Origin of the sequence: Halobacillus faecis, assembly GCF_007991335.1 — a bacterium.
Taxonomy (GTDB): domain Bacteria; phylum Bacillota; class Bacilli; order Bacillales; family Halobacillaceae; genus Halobacillus; species Halobacillus faecis.
On sequence record NZ_BJYD01000024.1, the window covers coordinates 70,031 to 86,971 of the forward strand.

Genomic DNA, 16,941 nt, shown 5'->3' on the forward strand with positions numbered 1-16,941 from the left:
TTAAACATCTCTTCTTAGTGCGCTTAGTACATCAATGCGCGTGGCTTTCCTGGCTGGCTTGAGACCGGAAAGAATCGCTACACCGATACTGAGCACCAAACAAATAAGCGCCAAGTAAGGAGGGATATATGACAATTGAATCGCTTCTTCTAACGTCTGATCAAAGACTTGTTGAATCACAAGAGGAAGCAGCATGTTAATTCCTACGCTTACAAGATAGGCAAGGGCGGCACCGACAAACGCTCCCATCAACCCAATATAGCCACTTTCCATCAAGAAGATGCTGCGGATCATCTTAGGGTGGCCACCGATGGCTTTCATGATGCCAATATCCTGGGTCCGTTCTGTAACAGCCATGGACATCGTATTGTAGATTCCAATCGACGCAATCAGTAAAGCAATCGTACCCACTATGATCAATCCTACTTTAACTACAGCAAATACAATATTGATCTGATCGAGTTCTTCCGTCACCGAGTAAATATGGTAGCCTTCATCTTTGAGGTTCTGTGATAGATTTTCCACCTGCTCCATGTTGCCGGCTATGACCTGGACATCATTATAGACCCGGTCTTTCTCCTCGGACAGTAACATTTCCACTTCGTCTGTTTTCATATCTGGATGGATGGTTGCCCCATAAGCCGTTTCTGTAAAAGCTTCAATATCCTTTAACACAGCTTCGGAGATGTAGACATCACTACTTATCTGCCAATCTCTTGCGGGTTCTTCCATAATCCCAACCACTTTAACCGGGAAAGTTTCCGTTCCCCATTCATCCCCCTTGTACTGTTCCACTTCAATCTCAACCGTTTTATTTAATAAGCCTTCACCCATCCGGAACTCTTCTTTTACAAGACCATTTTGATTAAAAATCTGATCTCCCGCTTGTTCATCACTCTTTTTATATAAAAGTTGATCCATATGGTACCCAACAAGAACTTCATTCTTCCTCTGGGGCATGCGTCCCGCTGATAATTTCAAGCCCGCTTCTTTTTCTGACCGAAAATCTACGACACTAACCGTTGAATCACCAGCATAGGTATCATAAAGAAGTTCCGTTTCCGTTCGCAGCTGGACTTTATGTGAGACAGCCTTGACGTTTTCCATTGATTTGAAGCTTTCAATGTCGTCCTTGGTGATTTCAGGGCTTTCCCCTTCTTCCTGCGTCTGTTTACCATAGACCGTGACTTCCGTTACCGCCCGGTCCTGCATAATATCGTTAACAATAAACCTTTGAGCACCGAAACCAACGGATGCAAGGACGATAAGAAATGCACACCCGATGGATGTAGCAAGAATCGTCATAAACACACGGGATTTATTTTTCTTCATGTTCTGTCTGATCAATTGGAACCGGTCTTTCCACCTCATCGCACCGCCACCTCCCAATCAGCAGCTATACGCCCATCCTCAAGACGAATGGTCCTGTCAGCGACACGTGCCACTTCTTCATCATGAGTGATGATGACGAAAGTAATGTTCTCTACCCTATTCAACTGTTGAATGAATTCCAGCAACTCCCCCTCCGTTTCCTGATCCAAGCTCCCTGTAGGTTCATCGGCTAGAATAATCGGCGGCTGAACGATAAGAGCCCGTGCAACGGACACTCGCTGCTGCTGTCCGCCGGATAGTTCCGATGGATAGTGATTCTGGTAATCGTTCAATCCGACTTTATCAAGCATTTCAACGACCCTTTGCTTCCGCTCCTTTTCAGAAACACCTTTCATTACTAGTGGAAGTTCAATATTCTGATAGGCGTTCATACTGGGAATCAGCTGAAAGCTTTGGAAAATGAACCCCAGGTGATCCGCTCGAAAATCAGCCCAGATGGACTCCTTATAGTCCGTCACTCTCTCATCCGCTATAAAAATATCCCCCTTCGTCGATTTAATATAACCGCTCATCAAGTTCAATAATGTTGATTTTCCGGAACCACTACGGCCTACGATGGTTACAATTTCACCCTCTCCTACCTCAAGATTAATATCTTTTAAAACAGAAACTTCCTGTCTATTATTCTTTTTTCCTACAAAAAACGAATGCGACAAATTCTCCACTTTAATCAATGGTCATTTCTCCCTTCTTGTTCACCTTCTACATACAAGACGAAAAAAACGCCCTAAACATTTCATCTTTTTTTGGTGTTTGGTAGAAAATGTAAGAACTAGTCACCCAAAAAATAGGTGACCAGGTCTTACATTTTTTTACATCCCCTCACATTTCCTTATCTCCCTCAATTCATGCCACATAAAAAAACCACAGCTGGAAGGTTAGCCTTCCAGCTGTGGTTTGATTTCTTTCGTTGAGGAACGATATTTGATATCGAAGGGCACGATGATCCGCTTCGCTGGTTCCTCTTTGTTTTTCACTTTTTCGATCAGACATTTAGCCGCCTGGCTGCCTAGGCCATGAATGTGAATATCAACAGTCGTCAATGGAGGACGAGTAATTTCTGATAAATACACATTGTTGAAACTGACGATCGATATATCGTCAGGTACGCGCTTCCCGAATTCCTCGAGCATGTTCACCACACCGATACTCATGAGATCATCGGCGATCACAATGCCTGTCGGTGGTTTAGGAAGGGCGAACAATTCATGAACCGCCTGACGTCCACCGGATTTCAGGAATTCGGTATGGATCCGGTACTCATCCAAGTACGGCAAGCCTGCCTCTTCTAAAGCCAGTTCATACCCGCGCATACGATCAATGGTTACAATACGATCCTCGGAACCACCGATGAATGCAATACATTCGTGTCCAATATCAATCAGGTGATTGGTAATTTCTTTGCCGGCCCGGATATTATCGTTATCCACGTGCGTGATTTCATCCACACGAGTCGCCGGTTTTCCGACGATCACAAAAGGAAAATTCTGTTCCAGCAAAAATTCCATGATCGGATCATCCACTTGTGAATAAAGAAGGATGATGCCATCGGTACGATGACTGAACACCATACGCTTGACGGCCTCAAGCATTTCTTCGTCTGTTTCTCCTGTACATAAGAGCATGGAGTAATCAAGTTCATGAGCGACCGCACTGATTCCACGCAAAACCTCAGGAAAGAATGGGTTTTGGAGGGCTTTATCCGCACTCGAAGGCATCACGACCCCAAGCGATTGTGTGGAACGGTTCGCCAGGTTCCTTGCATTGGCATTCGGATGATACCCCATCTCTTTCATGGCTTTTTTTACACGTTTTTTCGTGGCTGGGCTGATTCTAGGGTGGTCTGCAATGACACGGGATACGGTTGAAGGAGCTACCCCTGCCGCTTTGGCCACTTCTTTAATGGTTACCGCCATAACTTTCACCTTCTATTTACATACTATGTTCATTGTATCATGAGGACGCTTTCATCTCTCTTTTATTAAAAAAGGAGAACCGGAGGGCTGCTCCGCTTCTCCTTCCATACATATGTCTTCAAGGTTATCCCTTTGTCCCCCCTGCTGTCAATCCAGCAACAAAATATTTCTGCAAGGATAAGAAAAGCAGTGAAATCGGTACGGCAATCAATACAGAACCGGCAGCGAACAATGTGAATTCATTTCCGAACTGATCGGCAATCATTTCATAAAGTCCTACCGCGAGTGTAAATTTATCTTCCGAGCGTAGTAGGATACGTGCCAGGATAAAGTCTGTGAACGGTGTAATAAAAGTGAACAGACAGATGACCGCAATCATCGGCTTCGCAAGTGGCATGACGATCTGCCAGAAAATACGAAAGTTCCCTGCACCGTCCATTCGAGCCGATTCGTCCAGCTCTTTCGGAATGGTATCCAGATACCCTTTCATCAAGTACGTATTCATCGGAATCGCGCCACCTGTGTAAACGAGAATCAACGCAAGGTGGGTATCAAGCAAGCCCGTCAAGTTCGCCAACGCATAAATGGCAATCAAGGCAGCAAAGTTCGGAATCATTTGCAGAATCAAGAAGGTCATCAAACCATTTTTACGACCAACGAAACGGAACCTTGAGAATGAATAAGCCGTCATACACACGAGTGCAACGGAGAACAGCATTGTAAGAACACAGATTTTAATCGTGTTCCAATACCAGATCAGATAGTCGCTCTGTGCCGGGTCGAACAATTCTTTATAGTGTTTCAACGTTGCATTTTCAGGAATGATCGAGGAGCCTGACAAACTGTTCCCCGGGTTAAAGGATGATCCGACAATCCATAAAATCGGGTATAGGATAATCGTAATCATAGCCAGAATCACAATATACGAAAACGTCAGCTGTAGGATGCGTTTGTTATTTTTCATATTACATCATATCCTCTTCTTGGAATGATTTCGTTCTTCTGAACTGCCACAAGGCTACGGTAATAACGATCAAGGACAGGATCATCGTAATCGCTGCCGCTTTTCCGTATTGGGCAGATGTCATCGTCAAGTTGTAGATCCAGGAAATCAAGATATCCGTTCCCCCCGCATTCTGGTTCGGAACAGCTGGACCTCCTCCATTGAAGAGGAAGATGACATTAAAGTTGTTGAAGTTGAACGTATATTGAGTAATCATGATTGGTGCTGTTGCATACAACACGAGCGGCAGCGTAATGCTTCTGAATTTCTGGAAAATGGACGCGCCGTCGACATCCGCCGCTTCGTACAATTCATTAGGAATCGACTGCAATACACCCGTAACCATCGCAAAAATGAACGGGAACCCAAGCCACGTCTGGATCATGATCAACGCGATTTTCGTGTACGTCGGGTTTGTCAGCCAAGGGATATCCCCAAGCCCAAAGGCAGCCAGGATATCGCGGTTGATGGTCCCGAACGTTTCGTTGAACATTCCAGCGAAAACTAGAATAGATACGAACGCAGGCACCGCCCAAGGCAAAATGAAAATCGTACGGATGGTCTTTTGAAGGATGATTCCCTTCTGGTTCATCAATACAGCAAGGAAAATACCGAGCGCAATTTGCAAAGTCGTAGCACCAAACGTCCAAATAACCGTCCAGGCCAATACACTAAAGAACGTATCACGCCAGATCGGAATGTTGAAAATCTCGATAAAGTTCTGGAACCCCACCCAGTCCACGAGGTTCGCAGGCGGTGAGTGATACAAATCGTAGTTCGTAAATGATAGTAGAACAACAAATAAAATCGGAAAAATAACAACGAAAACAAGTAAGAGAAAACCTGGCGTCATCATCAGGTAAGGGAACCCTCCACCTACCAGGTTTTGATACTGTTGCCTGATAGAGTTCGGTTCTTCGTTAAGATCTCTTTGTTTTCCCACTTTAAAAGCATCTCTTAAGTTAAACGCATAGACGCCTAATCCCAAAATGGTGACGATCAGAGTCAGTATTCCTTCTACGAGCAACACGATGGAATGATCGTAATTGGGATCGGTTCCAAGCGTAAATAGACCCCAAAATCCGAATTGAAGCAAGTCGGAAAAGGCTATGAAAAAAGAGGCCATTAAAATGAAAAAAGCAGAACCTTTGAGCCACTGTTTGTTATAAAACTGTCCAAAACCAGGAATGATCGAGAGCGCTAAAGCAATCTTACGGTGATTGGTCATCCCATGAGGATCTAGTTTTTTATTTTTCTTCGATGGACGATGGTCTTTCCCCTCATAGTTGGACTTCGGTTGACGTTCCCCCATGTTCAATCTCCTTTCTAACTATCCAGCACTTTTATAAGACGTTTCATTGATAAGGAAAAGCCATACCCGACAGACGGGTATGGCTCTGCCCGATCTTAGTTTCCTGAGTGATTCAACTCAATTTGTGTTTTGATGGTTTCCTGTGCTTCCGTCAACGCTTCTTCAGGCTCAGCTTTACCTGTCGCAACGACCTGCAAGGCTTGTGCCATCGGCTCCCAAACTTCTCCCATTTGAGGAATGTTCGGCATTGGAACCGCGCGCTCAGATTGAACAGCAACCGCACGTGCTTTTTCGTTATCCGCAATGATCGGATCCTCAATCAAGGACTTCACTGGAGGAATTTCATTGGTTTCTTCATAACGAATTTTCGCGTTTTCTTCGTTCGTGATCCATTTGATCAACTCTGTCGCCCACTCTTTATTTTCAGAAGCAGCAGACAAATGCCAGCCTTTGACACCAACGAATGTTTGCGGGTATTCCCCATTCGGAAGTTTCGGAAGTGGTGCAACACCATAGTCGATTCCTGCTTCATTCAATGCTTGGTAAGCCCATGGGCCGTCCATCATAGCAGCAACGTTTCCTTCTTGGAAAAGGCCATCTTTTGCAGAACCGCCGCTCTCACCAATTATTCCGGATGGGAAGACTTCCTCATACCATTTTTGGATGTACTGGGCACCTTCGACAGCGCCTTCGTTACTCAATCCAAGGTCTTGAGGATTCAAAGCTCCACCTTCTTCACCGAATACGTACCCACCGTAACCAGCAAGGACGGAGTTACCGAAGTAGAAGTTATCCCATAGAGCTAAGAAACCATATTGATCGCCATTATTAAATTCTTTGGAGAACTCGAATAGCTCATCAAAGTTTTCAGGTACTTCTGTCATATGTTCTTTGTTATAAATGAAAACCGGAGTTTCTGTAGACTTTGGAAGTCCGTATAGGTTTCCATCGTATGTTTGTGCTTGAATGGAAGCTTCTGTATAAAGATCTGTCACAGAACTGTCCACTTCAATCGGAGAAAGCAGTCCTTCAATAGCCATTTGACCGATCTGATCATGTGGCAATGTCAAAACGTCAGGGCCTGTCCCAGCCGGTCCGTCGAGACGAAGCTGTTCTCCCATTTTCGTTGCCATATCTAATTCTTTGAATTCAACCTCAATGCCGTGTTCCTCTTCGAAACTAGCAATCGCAGGCTCAAGGCCGACACCTTTTTCTTTATCTTCCCAAACGACCAGCTTTTCAGGTTTTTCAGGCATGCCGTCTTCTGACGTTTCAGAAGATGCATCATCACTGCTAGACTCTCCTCCACTCGCTTCCTCTTCACGATCCGGCGCACATGCCGCCAGCATCGCGACCGTAAGAAAAGCGATAAACAATAAGCTCAACCACTTTTTCATACTTAACTCCCCCTAATAGTTTCCTAAATGGATATGTCACGCAATCTTAGTGAAACCGATTGCACACATCTTGATTCTTATTATACAAACTAAAAATAGATTTGCAAGCGTTTTCTTAAAAATATTAAATGATTGTCTCACTATCTATAACAGCACGTTAACGCTTTCATATTTTCATTGACTTCCCTCTATTTCTTCTATAGTTTTATTTAGTAGAAACGTACTTTTATGTGCAAACGATTGTTCAGAAAGGATGGAGATCCATGTTTAAAGAAGCCGTGCACCACAGACCGAAAAATAATTATGCTTACGCGTATGATGAGAAAACCCTTCACATTCGTTTACGAACCAAAAAAGAGGATATCGATGCTGTCCAGCTTATTCACGGGGATCCTTACAACTGGGCGGATGGACATTGGCAGACCGAACAAAAGCCGATGCAAAAATCCGGGTCTGATGAACTTTTTGACTATTGGTTTACAACGTTAGAACCTCCGTACCGCAGACTCCGTTACTCCTTTCTACTGCAAGACGGAAAAGAGCAAACCGTGTTTACTGAAAAAGGCTTTTATGACGAAGTTCCATTAGACGATACGGCCTACCACTTCTGCTTCCCGTTTTTGAACAGCGTCGATGTATTCCAGCCACCTGAATGGGTGAAAGATACAGTATGGTATCAAATCTTCCCTGAACGGTTCGCCAACGGGGATCCCACCCTGGATCCTGAGGAAACGTTGCCGTGGGGAAGTAAAGCTCCATCACCGACAAACTTCTTTGGAGGCGATTTTCAAGGAGTCATTGACCACCTTGATCACCTGGAAAAACTCGGCATCAACGGGATTTACTTTACGCCGATCTTCAAAGCTCACTCCAACCATAAATATGACACGATTGACTATATGGAGATTGACCCGCAATTCGGTGATAAGGAAACTTTCCGCAAGCTCGTGAAAGAATGCCATAAACGAGGCATTCGCGTCATGTTGGACGCCGTCTTCAATCATAGCGGTTATTATTTCGAACCTTTTCAAGACGTGTTGAAAAATGGGATCGATTCCGAATATGCAGAGTGGTTCCATTTAAGAGAAGATGAGGTCGTTACAGAGCCAATGCCGAACTATGATGCATTCGCCTATGTGTCCACTATGCCGAAACTAAACACCGAGAACCCTGAGGTCAAAAATTACTTACTGAAAGTAGCCCGTTACTGGATTGAAGAGTTTGATATCGATGGCTGGAGGCTGGATGTGGCGAATGAAGTGGATCATGCCTTTTGGAGAGAGTTCCGCCAAACCGTCAAGGAAGCAAAGGCAGACGCCTATATCCTCGGTGAAATCTGGCATGACTCAATGCCGTGGCTGCAAGGCGATCAATTCGATGCGGTCATGAATTACCCGTTCACAAACGCGGTTATCGACTTTTTTGCTAAGAAGAAAATCGGGATGGAGCAGTTCAAAAATCAGCTGTCCCATGTGCAGCACATGTATCCTGTATCCGTGAATGAAGTCGCGTTCAATCTTCTGGACAGCCACGATACGCCGAGGGTCCTCACTTATGCTGATGGGGATAAGCGAGCAGCTCAATTGATGTACCTCTTCCAGCTCTCTTATGAAGGGACTCCATGCATCTATTATGGGGATGAAATCGGGATGACGGGTGGGCAGGACCCCGGCTGTCGTAAATGTATGATCTGGGAAGAAGAGGATCAAGATCAGGAGTTGTTTTCGTTTATACAGAAAATGATTGCCCTCCGTAAAACAGAGCCTGCTTTTGGAAATGACGGTCGATTTTCATTTGTCGATGACGGAAAAAATCTACTTGCCTACGAAAAGGAATCCGACAAGCAGTCCTTGTTGTTCCTGATCAACACTTCCTCCCACTCCGTTTCATTAGAGGATGTATCATCATCAAGGATCGTTGATCATAATCAACAAACGACAGTCAATGCCGAAAGAGCAACCGTAAGTCCATCTGGATATTTGATTTTGGAGAAAAAGTAATGTAGAGGAGTCTTTCCATGACTCAAGCTAAAAAAATGACCCTGTTCGCTCTGACATGGCCGATTTTCATTGAAGTCCTGCTCCATATGTTAATGGGCAACGCCGATACACTCATGCTCAGTCAGTACTCCGACGATGCCGTAGCGGCCGTCGGAGTCTCGAATCAAATTCTTTCCGTCGTAATCGTCATGTTTGGGTTTGTCGCGACGGGAGCGGCCATCTTAGTTGCACAAAATCTCGGTGCCGGACAAAAGAAAGAGGCGGGAAGCATATCAGTCACGTCCATTAGTGTAAACTTATGGTTTTCGCTTCTTCTTAGCTTCGGCCTGTTTATATTCAGCGAACAGATCCTGAATGTGATGGACTTGCCTTCTTCCTTGATGGGAGATGCAATGGACTACATGAACATTGTCGGCGGACTTATTTTCGTCCAAGCAATGCTTATGACGATCGGCGCGCTTTTAAGAAGTTACGGCCACACGAAAGACCCGATGTATGTCACGATTGGCATGAATATCCTGAATGTCATCGGCAACTACTTTGTCATTTTCGGGCCATTCGGTCTTCCTGTTTTTGGAGTAGAAGGTGTCGCTTATGTGACAGCAATCTCGAGAGCTTCCGGCTTTCTCGTTCTCCTTTTGTTGATGATCAAGCGTGTATCCGGGAATCTGCCATGGCGCTCTTTTTACCACTATGAAAAAGCACACCTTAAAAACCTGCTCCACATCGGCGTGCCATCTGCAGGCGAACAGCTTTCCTACAATGCCAGTCAGATGGCCATCACTTATTTTGTCGCTCAAATGGGAGCGACCGCGATTACGACGAAAGTCTATGCTCAAAACTTGATGATGTTCATATTCTTGTGCTCCATCGCTATCGGGCAGGGGACGCAAATATTGATTGGCCATCACATCGGCGCAAAAGAGACGGAGAAAGCTTACCGGCAATGTATCCGGAGCTTACAGTTAGCCATTGTCATCTCATTATCTGTTGCCATCGTATTCTATTTTTCCAGCGATTTTCTGCTGGGACTGTTTACAGACGATCCCGCTATTTTAACAACAGGTGGCCTCTTGTTACTGTTGACGGTTCTGCTGGAGCCTGGACGAGCCTTCAACCTCGTTGTCATCAATTCCCTAAGAGCCGCGGGCGACGTGCGTTTTCCCGTTATCGTAGGAATATTATCGATGTGGGGGATTCAGGTAACGATTGCGTGGATTTTCGGTATCCATTATGCCTATGGCTTAATCGGAATCTGGATCGGGTTCATCATTGACGAATGGCTGCGCGGAATTCTGATGCTGCGAAGATGGAAATCAAGGATATGGCTGAAGAAATCTTTTGTCATGCCAAACAAAAAAGCGCACAGTCAAGCAAATACAAGCTGACTGTGCGCTTTCTTTCGTTCTATTGGTAATATATGGTTTACCAGGTCATACATAAAATGGAAATTAAAGACATCACCGTGCCTTCACTCCTTCACTGAGGTTGTTTGAGAAGGTTTTTAATTTGTTCATATCAGAAACATCTTCTTCAAATAATGGGATTTGAATTAACTGTTGCTCTTTGAATTTCCCTCTAATTTCCTCAAGATAGGTTCCTTCCTGTTTTCGTCTCTTGGCAAGAAATTCACCGTCGGCATAATCTGGCAACACTTTATTGATGATCAAAGTCTTCACCATCAAGTCATGCTGTTTCAATTTACGAATCGCCTGTTCGGTTTCAAGTATGGGAAGCCGCTCCGGAATCAGCACAAATACAAAACCTGTCTGAGCAGGATCAAGAATCACTTTCCTTACGGCAGCAAATTTTTCTTTCCTACGTTGCAACACATCATAAATGGGATCATCGACAGGATCGCCATCATTCAGCAGCTGTGTGTAGTTGTCATTAATCTTTTTCCTGCGTTCGAGCATCCCATCAATCCAAACACTCATAAGCTCCGGCAAAGTCAACAATCGGATCGTGTGCCCTGTCGGAGCTGTATCAAATACAATTTTGTCAAAGTGCTCGGACTCTTCAAGAATAATGGAGATGAGACGGTCAAACAAAGCCGCTTCATCAGCCCCCGGAGAAGCACTCGCCATATCAATCTGTCTGTGAACCTCTTCAACCATTTTTGATTTCACAAGGCCTTCCAAGTTATCTTTCACCCCGTCGATATAGCGTTTGGACTCACGAACGGGATCGATTTCAATCCCCCACAGGTTTTCCATTAAAGGTGTCTTTTCATGATTGACTTTTTCATGAAAAATATCTCCAAGGTTATGGGCTGGGTCGGTAGATACGACAAGAGTCCGATGCCCCTCTTTCGCAAACGCAACAGCAAGGGCAGCAGAGGATGTCGACTTTCCTACTCCCCCTTTTCCACCCACAAAAATAACTTTATTCTCATGCAAACCTTTCATTCTACTTCCTCCTCTAACAACAACGAATGCCATCCAGCGGAGACTTTTCCATCCCCATACGCAGATGCCAATCGTGAAACTTTTCTATGATGTGCGGATAAAGTTCTAACGTATAATAAAATGCCGGATTCGGAATCCCTAACATATCGGAGTAAACGAGAAGTAAGAAAAGATCGTCCTCATCCCTTAGTTCTCTGGCAACCTCCTGTTTGTGAGGGAGGCTTAACACTTCATCATAAAATTCAAATAATCGTTTTAACGAAAACTTTTTTTCCAAGCTTCTCCCTCCTTATTTTCTATCCATTTCCCATTAATGAACAAGCTGTTGTATCGCATTCGAAAAAAGATTGACCGTAAAGCACTCCAAATGGATATATGGCCCGCTTTTACGTGCTTGATAAAATAAACGAAAATAGCAAGAAGATTCCTTGGATCTACAAAATCTACATGAATCCCTTCGCTCTGGTTGTCTCTGTACCACTCTCCCAGTTTTTCACGGTCCTGGTCGTGGTGCTTAAACTCTTCTTTCATGTCAATGAAACCATCGTCATCACTGCATATTCCTCCACAACATCCCATTCCAATTTCTTTCTCAGGGCGAATGATCATGATTTCTTTCATGTTGTCACTTCTCCTTTCAAGGAAAAAAGAAAGCCGACAAAAGCCGGCTTCCTTTTTTTGATTACGCACTTTTCTCAATAGAATCGTTACGATTGCCGCTAATCGCAGAAACAGCCGTAATGAGAATCCAGAAGGTAAACACAAGAATAATCGCGCCGAAAGTAAACAGCATCCAGTCACTACCTTCATTCCATGGGGCCCACTCGGTCACCACCTGATCAATCATAGCCCATAACGTCATGAACATGAGGAAGACCATTGGGATGATTGTCGGCAAGTAGTTTCGCCCTTGACGTTTCAGCCAAATGGAAACGAGCAGCAAACTGATTCCTGCCAGAAGCTGATTCGAAGTCCCGAATAAAGGCCAAAGCAAGTATCCACCAGAACCGAATCCTTTAGGGCCTTGTGGAATCAAAGTCAAAGCCGCACTGGAAACGACGGCGACTGTTGTAGCCACGTGCGTTTTCGTCAGTGGCGTCACCTTATATTCCGTTCCAAGTTCAGCGATAATATAACGCATTAAACGAACCGATGAGTCCAACGTCGTTGCGGCAAAACTGACAACGATGACGGACACGATTGTTGCTGCGACAGATGCAGGAATACCAAGTCCAGAAGCAAGCTGCCCAGCTCCCTGGATAAAGACGCCAAGTCCAGCGCCACTCGCTGCGGCAAATCCACTGTAAGTCGCTGTGAATTCCTCAGCTGTAGGGAAAAAGGTTACAACAGCGATAATCGCAACAAGCGCCAAAGCTCCTTCACCTACAGATCCCAAATAACCGACAAAGCGAGCATCTGTCTCTTTATTCAGCTGTTTTGAAGACGTTCCCGACGATACAAGTCCGTGGAAACCGGAAATCGCTCCACAGGCAATTGTAATGAACAATAGCGGGAACCAGGATGTATCCGCAGAAGCGTTTGTCACAGGTGCCGTAATCTCCGGGTTTGTGAAAAGCAGACCCAGGTACAGAAGACCAAGACCTACAATTAATTGGTGAGAGTTGATGTAATCTCTCGGCTGTAACAACTTCCAAACCGGCAAGGTAGAAGCAATATAGACGTACACCATCAGCACGACAATCCATACGAAGAAGGCCATGGAGGTCGCGTTAAGACCAAATAAAGTGGAAGCACCTTCGCCGCCAAAATAACGGACAAGATCGATTTGCAAAACAGGTACATAACTCGCAACGATTGCCGCTAAATACATGACCGCAAGTGCCACGATGGATGGCAGCAGCATATTCCCCTGCTTTTTATAAACACTGTAACCGATCCAAATGGCAAGTGGTATTTGAATGAAAACAGACAATACACTCGCCGGGAACGAAATAAATAGATTCGCAATCACCCAGGCGAAGACAGCGTTTACCATTAAGACAAGCAATAAAATGATAAATAAAAACAACACTTTTGCTTTTTGCCCAATCAATTTACTGGCAAGTGTACCGATCGATTGCCCTTTATTTCTTACCGACAAAACAAGCGTACCGAAATCATGGACCCCGGCAGCAAAAACGGTACCTAACAATACCCAAAGCACGGCCGGCAGCCAGCCCCAATACACGGCAATTGCAGGCCCGACAATCGGTGCAGCTCCCGCGACGGAAGTGAAGTGATGCCCCCATAATACGAATTTATTCGTTGGGACAAAATCGACACCATCCTTATACTGATGGGCGGGTGTGACATAGTTCGGATCGAGACGATAGATTTTTTCGGCAATGAATTTTGAATAATACCGATAACCTAGAAAAAAGATGAGACCTCCAACAACAGCTAACCAAATCCCACTCACAAAAACCCTCCTCAATCTACAAAAATATGTATGCGTTTACATTTAAATGTATTATATATCACTTTCCTTTCTGAATTCAATGCGATATACAGATTTTTCTGAAAATAATCAATAAAAAAAGAGAGAAGATCCTGCTCCCCTTCACTTCCTAAGTAAAGTCAATGATCCCAAGGAAAAACCATCCACTTCTTAAAGCTAAGCCTAATCGATTTCCACTGCAGCAGCAGCTTCATCACCATGGGGATTTGAGTTTTGAAATGGTCCGCTCCATTACAAGCAAGGAGCTTCTTTCTTATGACTCTATCAATTGTCATCACACTTGTAGATAACTGCCTCCTATTTACAATCTTTCACAAAACATTTACTGTAAGCGTTATCCACAAGAGTATTGAGTTGGATTTATCATTTTCTTACATATATATAAGTCTCAAGTACCTATCACCTCACAAAAACTTGGGAATATTCGTCTGCAAAACATCCTTTAAATGCCTCAAATCTATCCAACTATCCCAACCCGTATTTTGAAGGAAAACGGCGAAAACATTAGAATTACTAGAGTATAAACTTTTAAGGAGGAATAGATTTGAAGTTCAAAAAACTAGCAACACTATCACTGGCTGCAACATTAGCCATCCTGCCCACAACAGGGCAGGCGTTCGCTGATTCTCAACCGGAGTCATTGAACAAAGTCAACGTACAAGAAGAAAAAGGGGAGTTTGTAAAAGGGGAAGTGGTCGTTAAATTCAAAAACGGCAAGTCCTTGAATGACCAACAACTGAAGAAATTCGGGGCAAAAGAAGTTACGGAAGAACGTTCTTTCGTGGATTCCAAAGTAAAAGTACTTAAAGTCGGAAACGTAGAAGCCGTAGCTAAGGCACTAAGCAAAAATCCAAATGTCGAATATGCTGAACCAAACTACGTTTTCGAAGCAACATGGACACCAAATGATACTTACTATAGTGGATACCAGTACGGTCCACAAAACACAGACACAGAGGCTGCATGGAATATTACCCGCGGAAGCAGCAGCCAGGAGATTGCCATCATCGACTCGGGCGTCGACTACAATCACCCTGACCTTGATGGGAAAACGATCAAAGGCTATGACTTTGTAGACAACGATTATGATCCAATGGACTTGAACAATCACGGTACGCACGTTGCAGGAACAGCTGCCGCTGAAACAAACAACGGTTCTGGTGTTGCTGGAATGGCTCCAAACACAAAAATCCTAGCCGTCCGTGCACTTGATGCAAATGGCAGCGGTTCTTTGTATGACATCGCTGATGCGATCCGTTACTCTGCTGACGTAGGAGCAGAAGTCATCAACCTTTCCCTTGGTTGTAACTGTGACACGCAAACGCTAGAAGATGCCGTCAACTATGCTTGGAATAAAGGTTCAGTCGTCATTGCTGCTGCAGGTAACGATGGAGTATCCACAACGTTTGAGCCGGCTTCCTATGCAAATGTCATCGCCGTCGGTGCCGTCGATAGCAACAACAATAAGGCGTCCTTCTCTAACTACGGAACATGGGTAGATGTAACAGCACCTGGTGTCAGCATCGCTTCTACGGTTCCTAACCGTGGATATGCCTACATGTCCGGTACATCCATGGCATCCCCTCACGTAGCTGGGCTGGCTGGATTGCTTGCATCTCAAGGGCGCTCCAATAGCAATATCCGCGCTGCTATTGAGCAAACGGCTGATCCGATCTACGGAACGGGCTACTACTTCGAACACGGTGTCATCAATTCTTATGATGCTGTAAACTATTAATCTGAAAAAGCGGCCATCCGGCCGCTTTTTTTTTATGTTACATACAGGGAGGGCGTCTTAGGATACTGATAAAAGCATCAAACTCACTGATAAAAAACCTCTACATCGTTGGGAGACTATTCCTTTGACCTTTTCACAAGAATTAGCTATATTAATAGTAACAAGGGGAGTAGCGACCGTATAAAGCGGTTGGTGAATCGTCATTTCAGTGTGCGAACACTCGGTTCACCAAACTATGACCATAGTACGCAAGACCTTGGCCTGCACGAAAATAGGGCCAAGGTCTTTTTTTATTGGCTCAATCCAGAGGAGGAAAACGATGAACGCTATCATATTTGCAGTCTCAGCCGTTGTGGTCGTACTAGCTGCTGTACAGCTGAACCGTTACGGGGATGTCATCAGTCAAAAGTCTAAACTGAGTGGAGCCGTGGTCGGAACGTTCCTTATAGCGGGAGCTACATCCTTACCGGAATTGACCACAAGTTTAACAGCCGTGTACATCGACAACCCCGACATTGCGGTGGGAAATATGCTCGGCAGTAACGTATTTAATGTATTGATTCTAGCCGCGGTGGATCTCATTTACCGCAAGCACAAAATGTTCAACAGCATCGAGTCTAAGCAGCATCTCCCTTCTGCGATCGCAGGGATCATTTTCACATTAGTGGTGGTCGTGTCCTTATCCATGAGTTCCGCCCTTTCCCTTTTTAACATTGGAATTGAAATGTTCGTTCTTGTCGGATTGTACATCCTGACCGTCCGTTTCTTTGAAAATGATGAAACAGAAGAGATGGATGAAGCAGCAGCCACGAGGAAGGATGTTTCCTTGAAAGCGGCAAGTATTGGTTTTGCCATCAGTGCCATTGTTGTCTTCGCTGCCGGAAGTGCGCTTTCCATCACAGGGGACCAACTAGCTCAACAAACAGGGATGAGTTCAAGCTTCGTCGGGAGCTTTTTAATTGCTGCGTCCACCTCTCTACCTGAACTTGTCACCGTACTTGTGGCGTTCAAAATGGGGAATTACGATATGGCGGTAGGCTCCATTTTAGGGAGCAACTTGTTCAACCTGCAGCTTCTTGCCATCACCGACCTCTTTTATCAAAACGGTCCGATACTGAGTGCGACATCAGGAACCAACCTCCCGATCGCCCTTTTATTCATCGGGATGATGGTACTGACAATTTTCATGATGGTGAGGAAAAAGGTCGAGAGCTTCGCTCGCTATGCAGGTCCTTCTCTTCTTATTGTCGTCACGTATTTTGTCTCTTCTTATTTCCTTTTTTAAACGTCAAAAATCCGCAGACATCTTCGTCTGCG

14 protein-coding genes are annotated in these 16,941 nt (G+C 44.7%); 4 read left to right on the top strand and 10 right to left on the bottom strand.

Annotation, left to right across the window (positions count from 1 at the left end):
- The 6 genes from HFA01_RS13335 to HFA01_RS13360 all read right to left on the bottom strand — a co-directional run bounded on the left by HFA01_RS13335 (window position 1) and on the right by HFA01_RS13360 (window position 7,020).
- Entirely contained in the window at window positions 1-1,371 is a 1,371-nt protein-coding gene (locus tag HFA01_RS13335; RefSeq protein ID WP_146817036.1) for an ABC transporter permease, read from the bottom strand.
- Entirely contained in the window at window positions 1,368-2,066 is a 699-nt protein-coding gene (locus HFA01_RS13340) for an ABC transporter ATP-binding protein (RefSeq protein WP_146817038.1), read from the bottom strand. The genes HFA01_RS13335 and HFA01_RS13340 overlap by 4 nt, the downstream gene beginning before the upstream one ends.
- 204 nt (window positions 2,067-2,270) lie before the next feature.
- Complete coding sequence (locus HFA01_RS13345) at window positions 2,271-3,308, bottom strand: LacI family DNA-binding transcriptional regulator (RefSeq protein WP_146817040.1); 1,038 nt, start codon at window positions 3,306-3,308, stop codon at window positions 2,271-2,273.
- Between the two features lie 124 nt (window positions 3,309-3,432).
- Window positions 3,433-4,272, bottom strand: a complete 840-nt coding sequence (locus tag HFA01_RS13350; protein WP_146817042.1) for a sugar ABC transporter permease — start codon at window positions 4,270-4,272, stop codon at window positions 3,433-3,435.
- Between the two features lies 1 nt (window position 4,273).
- Window positions 4,274-5,539 (bottom strand): carbohydrate ABC transporter permease, encoded by a 1,266-nt coding sequence (locus HFA01_RS13355; RefSeq protein ID WP_146817186.1) that lies wholly within the window; start codon window positions 5,537-5,539, stop codon window positions 4,274-4,276.
- 179 nt (window positions 5,540-5,718) lie between these two features.
- Complete coding sequence (locus tag HFA01_RS13360; RefSeq protein ID WP_146817044.1) at window positions 5,719-7,020, bottom strand: extracellular solute-binding protein; 1,302 nt, start codon at window positions 7,018-7,020, stop codon at window positions 5,719-5,721.
- Between the two features lie 263 nt (window positions 7,021-7,283).
- Here HFA01_RS13360 and HFA01_RS13365 point away from each other — a divergent pair, with 263 nt between their 5' ends.
- Window positions 7,284-9,020: a glycoside hydrolase family 13 protein gene (locus tag HFA01_RS13365; RefSeq protein ID WP_146817047.1), complete on the top strand. Its 1,737-nt coding sequence runs from the start codon at window positions 7,284-7,286 to the stop codon at window positions 9,018-9,020.
- Between the two features lie 17 nt (window positions 9,021-9,037).
- Window positions 9,038-10,408: an MATE family efflux transporter gene (locus HFA01_RS13370; protein ID WP_146817049.1), complete on the top strand. Its 1,371-nt coding sequence runs from the start codon at window positions 9,038-9,040 to the stop codon at window positions 10,406-10,408.
- A gap of 72 nt (window positions 10,409-10,480) precedes the next feature.
- On the opposite strand, the gene HFA01_RS13375 is transcribed toward HFA01_RS13370, so the two are convergent.
- The 4 genes from HFA01_RS13375 to HFA01_RS13390 form a co-directional block, all read right to left on the bottom strand.
- Window positions 10,481-11,428 carry an ArsA family ATPase gene (locus HFA01_RS13375; protein ID WP_146817051.1) on the bottom strand — a complete coding sequence of 316 codons (948 nt, stop codon included), beginning with the start codon at window positions 11,426-11,428 and terminating at the stop codon, window positions 10,481-10,483.
- 13 nt (window positions 11,429-11,441) lie between these two features.
- Window positions 11,442-11,705 carry a cory-CC-star protein gene (locus HFA01_RS13380; RefSeq protein WP_146817053.1) on the bottom strand — a complete coding sequence of 88 codons (264 nt, stop codon included), beginning with the start codon at window positions 11,703-11,705 and terminating at the stop codon, window positions 11,442-11,444.
- Window positions 11,684-12,049: a hypothetical protein gene (locus tag HFA01_RS13385; RefSeq protein WP_146817055.1), complete on the bottom strand. Its 366-nt coding sequence runs from the start codon at window positions 12,047-12,049 to the stop codon at window positions 11,684-11,686. Before HFA01_RS13385 ends, HFA01_RS13380 begins: the two co-directional genes overlap by 22 nt.
- Before the next feature lie 61 nt (window positions 12,050-12,110).
- Window positions 12,111-13,847, bottom strand: coding sequence for a carbon starvation CstA family protein (locus HFA01_RS13390; protein WP_146817057.1), 1,737 nt, complete (start codon window positions 13,845-13,847; stop codon window positions 12,111-12,113).
- A 583-nt stretch (window positions 13,848-14,430) separates the two neighbouring features.
- Between HFA01_RS13390 and HFA01_RS13395 the strand changes: the two genes are divergently transcribed.
- Complete coding sequence (locus HFA01_RS13395) at window positions 14,431-15,624, top strand: S8 family peptidase (RefSeq protein WP_307725372.1); 1,194 nt, start codon at window positions 14,431-14,433, stop codon at window positions 15,622-15,624.
- Window positions 15,625-15,943: 319 nt separating this feature from the next.
- Window positions 15,944-16,909, top strand: a complete 966-nt coding sequence (locus tag HFA01_RS13400; RefSeq protein WP_146817061.1) for a sodium:calcium antiporter — start codon at window positions 15,944-15,946, stop codon at window positions 16,907-16,909.
- The last annotated feature ends 32 nt before the right edge of the window (window positions 16,910-16,941 follow it).